Source organism: Psychromonas arctica, assembly GCF_038155225.1.
Taxonomy (GTDB): domain Bacteria; phylum Pseudomonadota; class Gammaproteobacteria; order Enterobacterales; family Psychromonadaceae; genus Psychromonas; species Psychromonas arctica_B.
The window spans coordinates 31,276-47,235 of the sequence record NZ_JBAKBA010000018.1 but is presented as its reverse complement, the minus strand read 5'-3'; the positions used below and the strand labels follow the sequence as shown (position 1 = coordinate 47,235).

Sequence of the window (15,960 nt, the reverse complement as noted above, 5' to 3'; positions counted from 1 at the left end):
CGAAGGTGATTCACATCAGTTTATTGTTTAGACCCCATGTATTTAAAGAAATCAGAGTCAGGACTTAACACCATTACGTCTTGTTTGTCTGCAAAACTCTTTTGGTAAGCTTGCATACTACGCATAAAGGCATAAAACTCAGGATCTTTAGAGAATGATTCAGAGTAAATTTTAGATGACTCTGCATCACCTCGACCACGTATCTCTGCCGACTCTTTATTTGCTTGAGCTAGCATGATTGATACTTTACGGTCGATATTAGCGCGAATGACTTCAGACTTCTCTTGACCTTCTGAACGATGTTCTCTTGCTACCGCTTGACGTTCTGCACGCATACGCTTGTAAATACTGTTGCTTACACCATCAGGTAAATTAATTTTCTTGATGCGTACATCAATTACTTTAATACCTAACTCAGATGAACGAGCCATACGTTTAAGTGCTGTTTCCATCACTTCACCACGTTTACCCGAGACAATATCTTTAATCGTATGAGAACCGATTTCGTTACGTAAACCATTATTAATTTTACGTTTCAATAATGCTTCAGCTTGTACTTTATTACCACCTGTTGATAAGTAGTAAACCGCTAAATCATCTATTTGCCATTTAACATAAGAATCAATAATTAAATCTTTCTTTTCTGATGTTACAAAGCGATCAGGTTGATCATCTAACGTTTGAATACGAGTATCCATAATACGAATAGAATCAATAAATGGCACTTTAAAGTGTAATCCAGGTCCGTAAACGACTGGATTATTATCACTATCACGCTTCACTTTACTGAATTGCATAACGATGCCGTTTTGGCCTTCAGATACAACAAATGCGCTGCTGATAAAAGCCAAAAACAAAATTGCTGGCAGTATTAATAATTTCTTCATTAGTCTCTCCCAGTAGTACGGGTGCTACGTGAATCTCGAACGCTAGTAGCAGCCTTTTCATCTAAATCCGCTTGTTCATCGGCACGAGAACGTGTTTCAATTTCTGTCTGAATAGGTAAACGAGAAGCACCATTAGCTGGGTTACTCATTAATTTATCAAGTGGTAAGAAGGTTAAGTTGCCACCAGCTTTGTTATCAATCAATACCTTAGAGCTATTGCTTAATACTTTTTCCATTGATTCGATGTATAAACGTTGACGAGTCACTTCAGGGTTAGCCTGATATTCAGGTAGTAACTGATTAAACTTAGCAACTGCACCTTGTGCTTGTAATACGATACCTTCTTCATAAGAACGTGCTTGTTGTTCAATACGTTTCACTTGACCACGAGCAATTGGTTCTTTCTCACGCTCATATGCTTCTGCTTCACGAACAAAACGTTCTTCATCTTCTTGTGCAGCGATTGCATCATCAAATGCATCTTTAACCTGCTCAGGAGGACGAGTCTGTTGTAAGTTCACATCAAGAATTTGAACACCCAAGTCGTAAGGTGCAATGATTTTATCAAGCATCTCCCACGTTTCTTGGCGAACAACTTCACGACCTGTTGTTAAAGCATCATCCATTGTTGAATGACCAATAACAAAACGTAAAGAACTGTCTAATGCTTGTAATAAACTATTATCAGGATTCGTTACACTGAATAAGTATTTTTCAGGTGAAACGATACGATATTGAATTTCCATTGACACTTGTACGATATTTTCATCTTCCGTCAACATAAAACCAGATGTTGGTAACGTACGGAAAGCTTCAACGTTAATAGGAATAATTTGATCTACAAATTTTGGATTCCAGTGTAAACCAGGTTCAACTTGTGAATGGTAAGCACCTAAACGTAGAACAACACCACGGTCAGATTCTTTTACTGTGTACCAACCACTTGCAAACCAAACAAGTACAATGATAGTTAAGATAGCAATAGCAACAAACTTCCCACCGTTAGCGTTACCGCTACCACCCGTTGGTCCTTGAGTTGATTTTTTGCCAAACAAGCTACCTAAAAACCCAGATATTTTTTGAAATACAACATCTAGGTCAGGCGGACCTTGCTCATTCTTTTTATCGTTTTTGTTCCACGGGTCTTGATCTTTTTTATCATCTTTACCCGGTTCATTCCAAGCCATGTTAGCTCCTGATTTACTCATAAATTGAATTAATAAAATCTGTTTAATAATGAATCATTTAAAAGAATTTACCACCTACTCAAACTGTTACTGCAATGTAACAATGTTCACTCTAATAATAAAGAGTTTATGACATATTAGGTCCATTCTTCCTTATCTAATTCTGCGACAGTTTCGTAGTTAGTATCCACTACAAACTCTTCTATATAATCGCCTTCTTGTTTTATCAGACGCTGCCAATCAGTATTATTAAGACGGATATTAATAACACTATTACCATTTTCTGCATACGCTTCATTTTCAATACATTCTAATTGATAGAATAAAGCACGTAATTTACCCTGTGCAGGTGGTATTGATAATTGCAAAGAACGAATCTTTCCAGATAATAGACTGGTTAATGCATTAAATAAAAGATCGACACCAATATCTTTTTGAGCAGATAACCAAACTCTGATCGGTTGCCCTAAGTCATCATAATCAATTCTCGGTTCCGCTTTTTCTAATGCATCTATTTTATTCATCACCATTAACGTAGGCACTTCGCCAGCGTCAATTTCATTTAACACATCTTCAACAGCATCAACGTTAGCTAAATAGTTCTCATCCGAACAATCAATGACATGCAGCAATAAGGTTGCTTCACGCGTTTCTTGTAATGTCGCTTTAAAAGCAGCAACAAGATCATGTGGTAAGTGACGAATAAAACCTACTGTATCGGCTAAAACACAGGTACCCACATCATCAACAGTAATTTTTCGTAATGTAGGGTCTAAAGTCGCGAACAGTTGATCGGCAGCATACACCTTCGCAGCGGTAATTTGATTAAATAATGTAGACTTACCCGCATTGGTATAACCAACCAGTGACACCGTAGGCACTTCATTACGTAAACGCGAACGACGACCTTGTTCTCGTTGTTTCGCCACTTTTTCTAAACGGGATTTAATAGTGGTAATACGCGCGCCTAATAAACGTCTATCACTTTCAAGCTGTGTTTCACCAGGACCACGCATCCCGACACCACCTTTTTGTTTATCAAGGTGTGACCAACCACGAATAAGACGACTCGACATATAATGCAATTGGGCAAGCTCAACTTGTAGCTTACCTTCATAAGTTCTTGCTCTTTGCGCAAAGATATCAAGAATAAGTGCTGTTCTATCAAGCACTAAACATTCACAAATCTTTTCCATATTACGTAATTGTGCTGGTGTTAAAGCATGATTAAAAATAACAATATCAGCTTCCATTGTACGCACTGTATCAGCGATTTCTTGTGCTTTACCAGTACCAACAAAATAACGAGCATGAGGTGATTTACGTGGGCCAGTTACGGTTGCAACTGAATTAACTCCGGCAGAACTGACCAGCAGCTTTAATTCATCAAGATCTTCTTTATTATTTTCATCTGAAAAAGAAACATGGACTAAAACAGCCTGTTCACCGGCTTCGTAACGTTCAAACAATTAACTCTCCAATAGATTAAGTAAGAATTATAAATAGACCTCAATCCTACCACAGCTATAAAATGATTAGATAAAAAAATGGCCTGCCTGTTGGCAAGCCGTTACTATAGCCATGATTATAAATGTAACCAAAATTTATAATTTACTTATTCTTCATGCGCAATAGTAGGGACAGCCCGAGAAGGAACGACTGTTGAAATTGCATGTTTATAAACCATTTGACTCACGGTATTCTTTAATAGAATAACAAATTGATCAAAAGACTCTATTTGCCCCTGTAATTTGATGCCATTGACTAAGTAAATAGCGACTGGAATACGCTCTTTACGCAGAGTGTTCAAGAATGGGTCTTGAAGGGATTGTCCTTTTGCCATTAGCTTGTCCTTATTATTATTTTTATTATAACTGGACGTCAGTATATCTAAGGCTTAAAAAAAAACCGAGTCAAAGACTAAAATTTTGATCCGCACCTCTTTCTATCCCTTTGTATTTTAAATAACTAACGGTTTAATCGATTTTACGCTGTGGTTATAAAATCGATTTAATCTTTTCGAAGTTATCTTGGCTAGCACTCTCTAACCACGTAATGTTTTGTTTCCAGCCTCGTAACCAGGTCATTTGCCTTTTAGCAAGTTGTCGAGTCGCCACAACACCTCTAAAACGCATCTCTTCATAATCTAATTTACCTTCAATATATTCCCACATTTGTCGATAGCCGACACAACGCATAGATGGTAAATCTAAATGTAAATCTCCACGTTCAAATAAGCCTTTTACTTCTTGTTCAAAACCAGCCTTTAGCATTAAATCAAAACGCCTTTCGATACGTTTATGTAAAACAGACTTCTCTGAAGGAGCAATCGCAAACTGATGCACATCAAAAGGAATCGGATCACTCTTAATCGCAGTCAACTCGGTCATACTTTTACCGCTAATACGATAAACTTCAATAGCCCTAGCTAAACGTTGTGGGTCATTGACATGAATGCGCTCAGCTGAAACAGGATCAATAATACGTAATTCATCGTGCAATGCTTGCCAGCTTGTTTCATTCACTTGTTGTTCTATCGCAGCTCTTATTTTTGTATCGGCACTAGGTAGTGGCGATAAGCCCTCAACTAATGCTTTATAATAAAGCATGGTGCCACCCACTAATAATGGAGTATTACCTCTAGTAACAATCTCATCCATTAAACGCAATGCATCATCACGAAAATTACCCGCGGAATAGCTTTCTTTTGGATCAATGATATCAACCAGTAGATGTGGAGCTAATGCTTGCTCTTCTGCACTGGGTTTTGCAGTACCAATATCCATTCCTTTATAAATAAGCGCAGAGTCGACACTGATAATTTCACAACGACATTGCTGTGCTAGTTTAATCGCTAAATCTGTTTTCCCCGATGCGGTTGGGCCCATTAAAAAAATAGCTTTTGGAAGTGGAGATGAACTGGTGTTGGACATACTACTGAATACCTTGTAATAACAACGATAAGTTGGGCTGTTTAAAGCAATTTTGTAAGTGTTCTACTGATAATTTAATTAATGAATCCAAAATTATTTCTATTTCAGATATCGATAATATTTTGCTTGGCTCATTTTCTGCCAATAAATGGCTCAACTGATCGCATAATGATTTAATCTGAGACTCATCATTCTTGATAGTTTCAAAGCTCATCGCATCTAAGCCGTCTGACTTCATACCAAGGTATTCAAATACTTTAGGTAGAATAGTTGCAATTGGTGCATGCCTAAAAGCGGCAGGAACTTGGCTAACAATTACAAATTGAGGTTGAAATTTATAAGTGAAGCCTAATCGATTTAATATCGTAGTCGTTTGCTGTGCGATATCTAACATATCAGACTCTAATTTAAAACGAACCGGTAGCAATAACGGTTGTGAAATTACTTCACCATCTTGCCATCCGCTATATAATCGTTCAGACACCAATGCTTTATTGGCTAATGTTAATGACATTAGTAACAACCCATTATTAGATAACTCACACCAAGCCGGAAAAACAGGTTGTATTAGCAAATGCTCAGCATCAATCATACTAATCACATGAGCCGCTTTATATTGGCTACTTTTACTATCAAAGGACGGTGCTGAAGGAGCAATATTTTGCTGGTACGCTTCAGCGACAAAATCACAATAGGCATCAACTTGTTGATGATCTAATTGAGGACGTGGAACCGCTCCTGAGTAATTTCCTTGGCCATAGCTATTACCTCTACTACTTCCTTGCGAACTATCATAACTATCATGACGACTAGGATTACTACTTCCTTCATAACTGCCGTTACTAACATTGTTAGCGTTACTCGGATTATGGTGAGCACTTGGACCTTGCTCATCATAATTGATATTAGAGGGTGGTTGATAAGCATGTTCTGAAACGCGTTGATTACCCGCTACTTGCACATTATCTTCATCTAGCTCATGCCCTAGCAGAGAACTGTCACTTAGCGTTGCATTTAATGTACTGCTAATAAAGTCATGCACCCAGCGCGCTTGATGGAATCTAACTTCATGTTTAGCAGGATGAACATTAACATCCACCTCTTTAGCATCACATTCAATATAAATGATATAACCAGGAAACATACCTTGCGGTAAGAAATGCGCATACACCTGCCTAATCGCATGATTAACTAATTTATCGCGAATCATTCGGCCATTAATATAACAATATTGAACATCAGCTAATGGCCTAGGGGATAACCGATCAGATACCCAACCTGAAATCTTTAATGCTTGATCCGCTGTTTCAAAAAAGACAGCATGCTGCATAAACTGTTCACTACAAATTGCCGCAATTCTCTTTTCTTGTTGAGCTTGTTCTGGCGCTGCACGATACTGTCTGATGACTTTATTATTATGCTTTAAGGTGACTGCAATATCGAAACGACTCAATGCAATACGTTTAATTAATTCATCAATATGCTGAAATTCAGTTTTCTCTGTTTTTAAAAAACGACGACGAGCAGGTGTATTAAAAAACAAATCCAATACTTCAACCGTCGTTCCTTGAGGATGAGCTGCAGGTTGAATACTTACTTGCATATCACGCCCTTCAGCAATAGCTTGCCATGCTTGCTCTTGGCCGACAGGTTTTGAAGTAAAAGTTAAACGAGAAACAGAGCTAACACTGGCTAATGCTTCTCCTCTAAAGCCTAAGCTTACAATCGCTTCGAGATCATCAAGGTGACTTATTTTACTCGTCGCATGACGACTTAAAGCAAGTGTTAATTGCTCTTTATCGACACCGTTACCGTTATCCTTAATGCGTATGCATTTAGCACCGCCCTGCTCAATCTCAATATCAATACGAGTTGCGCCCGCATCTAAACTATTTTCAACTAATTCTTTAACCACTGAAGCAGGTCTTTCAACCACTTCTCCAGCCGCTATTTGATTAGCTAATCGTGCAGGTAATATCTGAATAGGCATGATAATAAACTCGTAAAACTAACTAACAGGAATGGTTAACACTTGACCAATAGCCAATGATTTTGAACGCAACTTATTGGTTGATATAATCGCGCTTGTTGTGGTGCCATAACGTTTAGCGATCACAGACAAAGATTCACCACTTCGCACTTTATGTTTCTTTCTAACAAAGTTTGTCGACGGTATTTTTAACTTTTGCCCCACTTTTAACGAGTTAGATCGCAAGTTATTAAACTGTTTAAGTTGTTGTGTTGTTATGTCGTACTTATTAGCGATCACAGATAACGATTGCCCTCTACTCACTGTATGTGAAGCAGGACGAGTTGGCACAATATAATTTGAACTTGGGATTCTTAAAGTCTGCCCCGCAAGTAATCGCGAAGAGCTCAGATTGTTATACGCTTGAAACTGTTTAGCAGTGCGGCCATATCGTTTGGCAATAACAGACAGAGACTCGCCGCTTTTAACTTTATGGTGAGTAGGTTCAGGTGCTTTAACTACCTTTTTAACTGTACTAACATTTACACTGTTTTCACCAGGTATTTTAATCTTTTGACCAACGTATAAAGACGTCTTTTTCAAGTTATTATAAGCAACCAAATCCGCTGTGCTTTGATTATATTCTCGAGCAATCAAAGATAACGCTTCTCCAGATTTCACTGTATGTACAACCGGTTTTTTAATTACTTTTTTAACAACTTTAGGAGAGACCGAAGACTGAATTTTTCCTCCCGGAATGTTAATCTTTTGACCAACGTATAAACTGGTCTTTTTTAAGTTGTTATAAGCGACTAAATCAGCAGTGCTTTGATTATATTGTCGAGCAATCAAAGACAATGCTTCACCAGACTTTACTGTATGTACTATTGGTTTTTGAGCGACTCTTTTAACTACTTTTGGTTCTGATGAAATAGCAGTAGATTGGGTAACTCCACCCGGTATTTTAATTTTTTGACCAACGTATAAACTAGTCTTTTTTAAGTTGTTATAAGCGACTAAATCAGCAGTACTTTGATTATATTGTCGTGCAATCAAAGACAATGCTTCACCAGGTTTTACAATATGCGTTTGTTCTTTTTGAACTGGCTGTTGTGCTAGTGAAGATGCTTCATTGCTACCTGGGATCTTAATTTTTTGCCCTACAAGTAGAGACGTTTTTTGTAATTTATTATGAGCTACTAAACCCGCGATCGATTGATTATATTTATTCGCGATAATAGATAATGATTCGCCACGTTTTACAGTATGTGTCGTTGCTTGTTGAATTGGTGCAGCAGCTTGCTGTGAACTTGCTTCAGGCTTATCCTCAATGACATGATAATTCTCAGGAATACTCAATACTTGGCCAATACGTAAAGAGCTCGATTTTAAATGATTAAAATCTTTCAACTTGGCACTGCTAACACTATAACGTCTTGATAAGACTGAAAGTGATTCGCCGCTGCGCACGGTATGTTTAATAGCACGTTTTTTCTGTGCAAATAAACTACCTTGTGGAGGTTTCTCACTAAAATGTGTGTAAATACCTTTGAAAACGGCATTAGCAATTTTGTTTTGAAACTCAGCTTGATTCAATAAACGCTCTTCAGTGCGATTGGTAATAAAGCCGGCTTCCACTAAAATTGATGGAATGTCTGGAGATTTCAATACCGCTAAACTGGCATGCACAGGTTCTTTTTTATGCATGGTTGTAACTTTAGACAGTTCACTTGTTACTAAGCTACCAATGTTAAAACCAACACCCATTGTATTACCCATGGACATGTCTAATAACATTCTATTTAAGAATGGCACACTATCCGAGTCTTGAATTAAATCGCCAGCCCCACCTAATAGCTCTGATTGCGCTTCATTCCTTTCCATCCAGCGTCCTAACTCAGTAGTCGCTCTTCGGTTAGACAATACCCAAACAGAGGCCCCTTTAGGTCGACTTGAGGTAAACCCATCAGCATGAATAGACACTAAGAAATCAGCTTTACCTTTACGAGCAATCTCAGAACGTTTATTCAAGTTAACAAAGTAATCACCCGTTCTAATTAAAAAAGCCTGCATGCCTCTTTGAGCATCAATAACATTCTTTAAACGTTTGGCAATTTCTAACGTCACTTTTTTTTCATAACTATATTTACCTAAAGCGCCCGGATCATCACCTCCATGACCAGCATCAATAGCAACAATAATATTACGTCCATTAGGCGTCGCAGAAATTTGGTTAGGTACCTTTGTTGCAATCGTTGGTAAATCGATAACTAGACGATGCCCATAAGGTTTTGCAGGCGGTAAGCTGAAAATTTTAGCTTTACTGACTTCTTTTAAATCAATAACTAATCTAAAAGTATTCGCTTTAGCCGTTTTACTTTCTCTTATATCAGTTATTAATTTGCCTTTGTTTTTAATTGTTTTTAAATTAGCTTTATTGATTGTCCCAGTAAGATCAATCACTAAACGATCAGGGTTAGTCAGGTAATGGGTCTGATATTGAGGTTTATTGCTGAGATCAAACACAACACGAGTATTATCTGGAGAAGGCCATGTACGAACGCCTTTTAATTCAGTTTGTGCGGCAGAAACACTTAAACTAATACTTTGAATCATCAGTAAGCTGCACAAAAAAAGCACTCTCGAATAGGATAATCGCTTTAATAATATCGTGAAAGTTTGCTTTATCATCATAAGTTATTTAATACTCTTAAACCATTTTCGGTATTTGCTTGTAAGGTAATTTCTCGTTGTTCGCCAACATAAACAAGCGTTAAATCAATATCCGCGTTAGGTAAAAAACCTACACCACGTTCTGGCCATTCAACTAAAGAATGGCTCGTTTCACCAAAGTAATCGCGGATCCCCATAAATTCTAATTCTTCAGGATCTGATAAACGATATAAATCAAAATGGTACACTTGCCAATCAGCTAACTCATAAGGTTCTACCAAGGTATAAGTTGGACTTTTCACATTGCCCACATGGCCTAAACCTTGTATGAACCCTCGCGTCAACGTCGTTTTCCCTGCGCCTAAATCACCGTGTAAATAAATACAAGTTGCAAGCTCACAGGCTTTACTTAAGCGTTGGCCAAACAGAACTGTTTGCTCTGCATTCTCTAATTTTTCTTTTAATATATTCGACATTGAGTTTTATTAACTTCCAATATAAGTAACCAATTTAGGTAAATAGTGCCATTTAATAATATCTTGTTAGATAGTTATAATATTTTATTAAGTAACTATAATATCTTCTTAAGTAACTATAATATCTCGCAAAACAAGCATATCAATAGATAAACAGTATTAAGTCATTATTTTCAATAGTATCAGAAAGCATATAGACCTCACTACCCCTAGCAAAGTTCGCTTTAAAGCTGCTCTATCATAAACTAAGTCACCTGTTAAAAAACAGTACTTTTAGTCACTCAAAAAATATAACGAGTATGGTAAACTTACGCTAATAAAAGATGCTTAAATAACGAGCCCTTATTTTTAATTTAAAGTGAATAATTTAAAACAAATAATGAAAAATAATCAACACATTGAAAATACATCGCCAACAGACTCAATTCCCCAAGTTACTTTATCTGAAACAGCGCTTTCTGAACTTGCAGATAATATAAAAAAATGGGGAAAAGCGTTAGGTTTTCAAAAAGTGGGTATTACTGATATCGACCTTAAAGATCAAGAAGCTAATTTACAAAAATGGTTAGATAACGATTACCATGGCGAAATGGATTACATGGCAAAACACGGAATGAAACGTGCTCGTCCTGAAGAACTATTGCCAGGAACAGTACGTGTTATTTCTGCTCGTATGGATTATTTACCCGATGATGCGCAATTTGCGTCAAACCTAGAAGATAAAGATCTCGCTTACATTAGTCGTTATGCACTGGGCCGCGACTACCATAAAGTACTACGCAAAAAGCTAAAACAATTAGGCGATAAAATTCAAAGTGAAGTAAAAGCATTAGGTTTTCGACCTTTTGTTGATAGCGCACCAGTATTAGAACGTCCATTAGCAGAAAAAGCAGGATTAGGCTGGGTTGGGAAACATTCGTTATTACTTGATAAAGAGTCTGGATCTTGGTTTTTTATTGGTGAGTTATTAGTTGATTTAGCATTACCTGTCGACAAACCACAATCTAACCAATGTGGTCAATGTGTTGCGTGCATCAAGATTTGTCCAACTCAAGCTATTGTTGCACCTTATGTTGTGGATGGAAGACGCTGTATTTCATACCTGACTATTGAATTACAAGGTGCTATTCCTAATGAGTTTCGTAAAGCGATTGGTAATCGTATTTATGGTTGTGATGATTGCCAATTAATTTGCCCTTGGAATCGTTTTGCAGAAACTACTGAAGAATCCGACTATCAAGCGAAAGATTTTTTACAAAACCAATCCTTAGTGAGCTTATTCGGCTGGTCTGAAGAAATTTTTTTAAAGAATACAGAAGGATCTTCCATTCGAAGAATAGGTCATCAACGTTGGTTAAGAAATATAGCAATAGCCTTAGGCAATGCACCGAGCAGTATTGAAACAATCACAACTTTACAAGATAAACTAGCAACAAGTGATGATGAGATGGTCAATGAGCACATTGAATGGGCGTTATCAGAGCAACAACAAAAATTACCGATGAATATAGATAGATTAAATAATCGTTTAATTAACGCCGTTAAAAAAGGCTTACCAAGAGATGCCTAGTTTAAAGACTTAACTTAGAGACTTAATTTAGATAATTAGTGTAGGTACTTACATTGGAAAGGTTAGTCAGTTTGATTGATTTAGTTTGTTGCTAAGACGAAAACACGAGTATTTGAGGTTATCAGCAATAATGATAAGTAGTGTTTAAGCGAGTTAATTAGCTTAAACACTACTTTCTAAATATAGGTTATCTATAGCGAAGCATTGACACTTTCTAAATCTTGCAAAGGCCAACGTGGTTTCGCTTTTATTTCTAACCCTTGAGTGTGCCCTGCTTTAAGACGTTGCATCCCAGCATAAGCAATCATTGCACCATTATCGGTACAAAATTCACTGCGAGGATAAAACACTTCTCCGCCTAACTTTTTCATCGTAGCAGCAAGTTGTTCACGTAAAGCCGTATTGGCACTAACACCGCCAGCAACCACTAAACGTTTCAAGCCAGTCTGTTTTAAAGCACGCTTACATTTTATTGCAATCGTATCAATAACTGCTTCTTGAAAAGCATAAGCAATGTCAGCTTGTGTTTGAGCATCTTTACCTTCACGTGCAATCGTAACAGCTGCAGAGGTTTTTAAACCACTAAAGCTAAAGTCTAAACCAGGTCTATCTGTCATCGGACGTGGGAACTTAAAACGACCGGCAATACCTTGCTCAGCCATTTTAGCTAAACGCGGACCACCAGGGTAATCCAATCCTAGCAATTTCGCTGTTTTATCAAAAGCTTCACCAGCAGCATCATCAATACTTTCACCTAACAAAGTATATTCGCCAATATCATCAACTTGGACTAATAAGGTATGCCCACCTGACACTAATAATGCAACAAACGGAAAGTCAGGTTTATTCTCTTCTAACATAGGCGCTAGTAAGTGACCTTCCATGTGGTGTATTGCGATTGCAGGCTTATCCCAAGCAAAAGCTAAACTACGACCAATACAAGAGCCTACTAACAACGCCCCTACCAGACCAGGCCCAGCAGTATAAGCAATGGCATCTATGTCATCTTTAGTACAGTTAGCCAGTTCAAGCGCTTCTTTAATAAGCGGAATTGTTTTACGAACATGATCTCGAGAAGCTAATTCAGGAACAACACCACCATAATCAGCATGTAACTTAACTTGACTATATAATTGGTGAGATAATAAACCTTGTTGATCATCATAAACGGCAATACCCGTTTCATCACATGATGTTTCAATGCCCAAAATTCGCATAATAAACAACCTCATAGCAGTAATATCAGGCTAACTTAAGAGACGTTACCCAGATAAAATAAAAAACTAAATAAAAAATTAAACGCATTCTAGCGGAAAAGCACAGTAAAGATTGCTTTTTTTAACGATCTTCATTATAAAATGCAGATCTGAAGATCATTAGGATCTTTATACTTTTTTAATTAAAATTAATGCGGAATTTCTTTACATTATCCCCTAAATAGGATTAAAATCTCGCACCAATTTAAATGCACTGGTCAATTTACGACCGTAACCATAAAGGTAATAGGCATATGCCAGTAATTAAACTTCGTGAAAACGAACCATTTGACGTAGCACTACGTCGTTTTAAACGTTCTTGTGAAAAAGCAGGTATCTTAGCAGAAACACGTAAACGTGAATTCTTCGAAAAACCTACTACAGTTCGCAAACGTGCTAAAGCAGCAGCTGTTAAACGTCACTTGAAAAAACTTTCTCGTGATAACGCTCGTCGCGTTCGTCTATACTAGAATAGTTAAAGGTTCTCGATGTCTTTAAAAATAAGATTACAAGAAGAGCAAAAGCTTGCAATGCGTGCAAAGGATAAAGTCCGTTTATTGACTATCCGCTCATTAATAGCCGCTGTGAAACAAATTGAACTCGACGATCAAGTTGAGCTGGATAACGATGCTGTTACGGCAGTTTTAGTTAAATCAGTAAAACAACGTAAAGATTCAATTAGTCAGTTTGAAAAAGCTGACAGACATGATCTTGTTGATATTGAAAAAACAGAACTTGCTATCTTAGAAGAGTTTTTACCTCAAGCACTCACTTCGGAAGAAGTTGAAACACTTATCAAGCAAGCAATAGCATCTTCTGGTGCACAAGGTATGCAAGATATGGGTAAAGTGATGGGGCTACTCCAAAAAGACATTCAGGGAAGAGCAGATATGGCTCAAGTTAGTTCGCTTGTAAGAGCAAACTTAAAGTAGACATCACTTCTCGTCTCTGATTAAAAAAGCCCCAGCTTAATTTAAGTCTGGGGCTTTTTTGTTTTAATAGATAAATTTGTAAAGTAAAAAACTAATCCCTTAAGGTTTATTAGTTATTATTCCTAGCATTAACCGTTTCAAATAAATATCAATATTGATTGAACCAATGACAGTAAACTTCTCTCTATAATATATTCAGTTTAGTTATCTTGTATCGTTATAATAGTAACGAGTATACTACTGACTTTTCTACCTACAGGACTCAAAAATGGCTGGCCGTATTCCTAAAAATTTCATTGACGATCTAATTTCACGTACTGATATCGTTGATGTAATTGACAGCCGTCTTAAATTGAAGAAAAAAGGCAAAAGCTACCGTGCACGCTGTCCTTTCCATAATGGTAATAACGATTCAACTTTCTCAGTAAGTCCAGATCAACAGTTTTATCATTGTTTTAATTGTGGTGTCAGCGGTAATGTTTTATCTTTTTTAATGGAATATGATGGCATTGAATTTGTTGATGCGGTTGAAGTACTAGCAGAATCATTATCCATTGACATACCTCGAGAAGATTCAGGACAAACACAATCAACACCCACTTACGTTGACAGAAAAGATCTTTATCAATTAATGAGTGACATCACTCGTTTTTACCAGCAACAACTGCGTACACATAGCAATAGCGAAAAAGTGATTAGTTACCTAAAAAGTCGAGGCTTATCAGGTCAGACAGCTAAATACTTTCAAATTGGTTATGCCCCTGATGGTTGGGATGAAGTACGCAAAAAGTTTGCAATAAACAAACAAACTGAACAGCAATTAGTTGATGCAGGTATGCTGATCAGTAAAGATAGTGGCGGTAGTTACGATCGTTTCCGTGACCGCTTAATGTTTCCAATTCATGACAGACGTGGTCGAGTCATTGGTTTCGGTGGGCGCGTTTTTGATGATACAACACCAAAATATTTAAACTCGCCTGAAACACCTATATTTCATAAAGGCAAAGAACTTTATGGTTTATATCAAGTCAAACAATACGAGAAAGACGTTCAACGTATCTTAGTCGTTGAAGGTTATATGGATGTAGTTGCATTAGGGCAGTTTGATATTAACTACGCGGTTGCATCTTTAGGCACAGCGACCACACCAGATCATATTCAATTATTATTTAGACAAACCAGTGAAGTTGTTTGTTGTTTTGATGGTGATAGTGCAGGACGAACAGCCGCCTGGCGTGCACTTGAAAATGCCCTGCCCTCTATTCAAGATGGCAGAACATTACGCTTTATGTTCCTACCTGACGGAGAAGATCCTGATAGTTTAGTGCAAAAAGAAGGTAAAGCCTTTTTTGAAAAGCTTATCGATCAAGCAATGCCTTTATCTGATTTCCTATATCAGCACTTATTATCACAAGTTGATATGCGCAGTGCCGATAGTAAATCAAAATTAGCACAGCTAGCGATTCCATTACTCACTAAATTACCTGATTCAGTGTTTAGACAAATGATGGAAACACGCCTAATTAGCTTATTAGGTATTGAAAAAGAAGGATTAAAAAAATTATTACCTGCCGCCACAACAGTTGAAAGAAAGCAAACATCACAAAAAATAACGCCGATGCGTTTAGCGATTTCTCTATTACTACAACAACCAAAAATGGCTTATCAATTACCTGAAATACCTGAATTTAAAGAGATACAAATACCTGGGATAAATCTTTTGAATACACTACTTGAAATGTGTAGAAATGCCCCCCATATAAATACAGGAACGTTAATAGAGCATTGGCGAGGTTATCCCGAAGAAAAACAATTAATTACCTTAGCAACTTGGGATAATCAAATAAAAGAAGATAAATATGAAGAGTTTTTCTTTGATATATTAGATACTTTTTTATCAAAATACTTCACCCAACGTATTGAATTTTTAAAACAAAAGTCCAGACAGGGCGAGGTTTTAACAAAAGAGGAAAGAGTGCAACTAGCACAACTTTTCATAGAACAAAAATAAGATTAATGGGATTAGCATAAAAATCAATTTAAGCGTATACTCGAGCGCTTATATTTTTTCCCATTT

The 15,960-nt window shown here is 37.1% G+C and carries 12 protein-coding genes and 2 pseudogenes; 4 read left to right on the top strand and 10 right to left on the bottom strand.

Annotated features, from left to right (window positions below; translation table 11 throughout):
- Window positions 1-20: 20 nt before the first annotated feature.
- The 9 genes and pseudogenes from hflC to tsaE form a co-directional block, all read right to left on the bottom strand.
- Window positions 21-887, bottom strand: a complete 867-nt coding sequence (gene hflC / locus V6255_RS09275; RefSeq protein WP_160063274.1) for a protease modulator HflC — start codon at window positions 885-887, stop codon at window positions 21-23.
- A complete protein-coding gene (gene hflK / locus V6255_RS09270) occupies window positions 887-2,074 on the bottom strand; it encodes an FtsH protease activity modulator HflK (RefSeq protein ID WP_341627893.1) in 1,188 nt (395 codons plus the stop codon). The genes hflC and hflK overlap by 1 nt, the downstream gene beginning before the upstream one ends.
- A gap of 137 nt (window positions 2,075-2,211) precedes the next feature.
- Window positions 2,212-3,543: a ribosome rescue GTPase HflX gene (gene hflX / locus V6255_RS09265; RefSeq protein WP_341627892.1), complete on the bottom strand. Its 1,332-nt coding sequence runs from the start codon at window positions 3,541-3,543 to the stop codon at window positions 2,212-2,214.
- A gap of 146 nt (window positions 3,544-3,689) precedes the next feature.
- Window positions 3,690-3,917: an RNA chaperone Hfq gene (gene hfq, locus V6255_RS09260; protein WP_025565420.1), complete on the bottom strand. Its 228-nt coding sequence runs from the start codon at window positions 3,915-3,917 to the stop codon at window positions 3,690-3,692.
- Between the two features lie 154 nt (window positions 3,918-4,071).
- Window positions 4,072-5,007: a tRNA (adenosine(37)-N6)-dimethylallyltransferase MiaA gene (gene miaA / locus V6255_RS09255; RefSeq protein ID WP_341627891.1), complete on the bottom strand. Its 936-nt coding sequence runs from the start codon at window positions 5,005-5,007 to the stop codon at window positions 4,072-4,074.
- A 1-nt stretch (window position 5,008) separates the two neighbouring features.
- Entirely contained in the window at window positions 5,009-6,997 is a 1,989-nt protein-coding gene (mutL, locus tag V6255_RS09250) for a DNA mismatch repair endonuclease MutL (RefSeq protein WP_341627890.1), read from the bottom strand.
- Between the two features lie 18 nt (window positions 6,998-7,015).
- Window positions 7,016-7,156, bottom strand: a pseudogene (locus V6255_RS09245) (LysM peptidoglycan-binding domain-containing protein); the annotation flags it as partial.
- A 1,167-nt stretch (window positions 7,157-8,323) separates the two neighbouring features.
- Window positions 8,324-9,592 (bottom strand): annotated as a pseudogene (locus V6255_RS19305) (N-acetylmuramoyl-L-alanine amidase); the annotation flags it as partial.
- Between the two features lie 74 nt (window positions 9,593-9,666).
- Entirely contained in the window at window positions 9,667-10,125 is a 459-nt protein-coding gene (gene tsaE, locus V6255_RS09235; protein WP_341627889.1) for a tRNA (adenosine(37)-N6)-threonylcarbamoyltransferase complex ATPase subunit type 1 TsaE, read from the bottom strand.
- A gap of 379 nt (window positions 10,126-10,504) precedes the next feature.
- Between tsaE and queG the strand changes: the two genes are divergently transcribed.
- Window positions 10,505-11,695: a tRNA epoxyqueuosine(34) reductase QueG gene (queG, locus tag V6255_RS09230; RefSeq protein ID WP_341627888.1), complete on the top strand. Its 1,191-nt coding sequence runs from the start codon at window positions 10,505-10,507 to the stop codon at window positions 11,693-11,695.
- Window positions 11,696-11,886: 191 nt separating this feature from the next.
- On the opposite strand, the gene tsaD is transcribed toward queG, so the two are convergent.
- A complete protein-coding gene (gene tsaD, locus V6255_RS09225; RefSeq protein WP_341627887.1) occupies window positions 11,887-12,912 on the bottom strand; it encodes a tRNA (adenosine(37)-N6)-threonylcarbamoyltransferase complex transferase subunit TsaD in 1,026 nt (341 codons plus the stop codon).
- Window positions 12,913-13,205: 293 nt separating this feature from the next.
- Between tsaD and rpsU the strand changes: the two genes are divergently transcribed.
- The 3 genes from rpsU (at window position 13,206) to dnaG (ending at window position 15,894) form a co-directional block, all read left to right on the top strand.
- Window positions 13,206-13,421, top strand: coding sequence for a 30S ribosomal protein S21 (gene rpsU / locus V6255_RS09220; protein WP_025563760.1), 216 nt, complete (start codon window positions 13,206-13,208; stop codon window positions 13,419-13,421).
- An 18-nt stretch (window positions 13,422-13,439) separates the two neighbouring features.
- Window positions 13,440-13,883, top strand: a complete 444-nt coding sequence (locus tag V6255_RS09215; protein WP_341627886.1) for a GatB/YqeY domain-containing protein — start codon at window positions 13,440-13,442, stop codon at window positions 13,881-13,883.
- Between the two features lie 268 nt (window positions 13,884-14,151).
- Window positions 14,152-15,894: a DNA primase gene (gene dnaG, locus V6255_RS09210; protein WP_341627885.1), complete on the top strand. Its 1,743-nt coding sequence runs from the start codon at window positions 14,152-14,154 to the stop codon at window positions 15,892-15,894.
- The last annotated feature ends 66 nt before the right edge of the window (window positions 15,895-15,960 follow it).

Bases quoted from the DNA above. Each gene is read 5' to 3' on its own strand.
- dnaG (WP_341627885.1), top strand. From the start codon at position 14,152: ATGGCTGGCCGTATTCCTAAAAATTTCATTGACGATCTAATTTCACGT.
- miaA (WP_341627891.1), bottom strand. From the start codon at position 5,007: ATGTCCAACACCAGTTCATCTCCACTTCCAAAAGCTATTTTTTTAATG.
- tsaE (WP_341627889.1), bottom strand. From the start codon at position 10,125: ATGTCGAATATATTAAAAGAAAAATTAGAGAATGCAGAGCAAACAGTT.
- hflK (WP_341627893.1), bottom strand. From the start codon at position 2,074: ATGGCTTGGAATGAACCGGGTAAAGATGATAAAAAAGATCAAGACCCG.
- hfq (WP_025565420.1), bottom strand. From the start codon at position 3,917: ATGGCAAAAGGACAATCCCTTCAAGACCCATTCTTGAACACTCTGCGT.
- tsaD (WP_341627887.1), bottom strand. From the start codon at position 12,912: ATGCGAATTTTGGGCATTGAAACATCATGTGATGAAACGGGTATTGCC.
- hflC (WP_160063274.1), bottom strand. From the start codon at position 887: ATGAAGAAATTATTAATACTGCCAGCAATTTTGTTTTTGGCTTTTATC.
- queG (WP_341627888.1), top strand. From the start codon at position 10,505: ATGAAAAATAATCAACACATTGAAAATACATCGCCAACAGACTCAATT.
- mutL (WP_341627890.1), bottom strand. From the start codon at position 6,997: ATGCCTATTCAGATATTACCTGCACGATTAGCTAATCAAATAGCGGCT.
- rpsU (WP_025563760.1), top strand. From the start codon at position 13,206: ATGCCAGTAATTAAACTTCGTGAAAACGAACCATTTGACGTAGCACTA.
- V6255_RS09215 (WP_341627886.1), top strand. From the start codon at position 13,440: ATGTCTTTAAAAATAAGATTACAAGAAGAGCAAAAGCTTGCAATGCGT.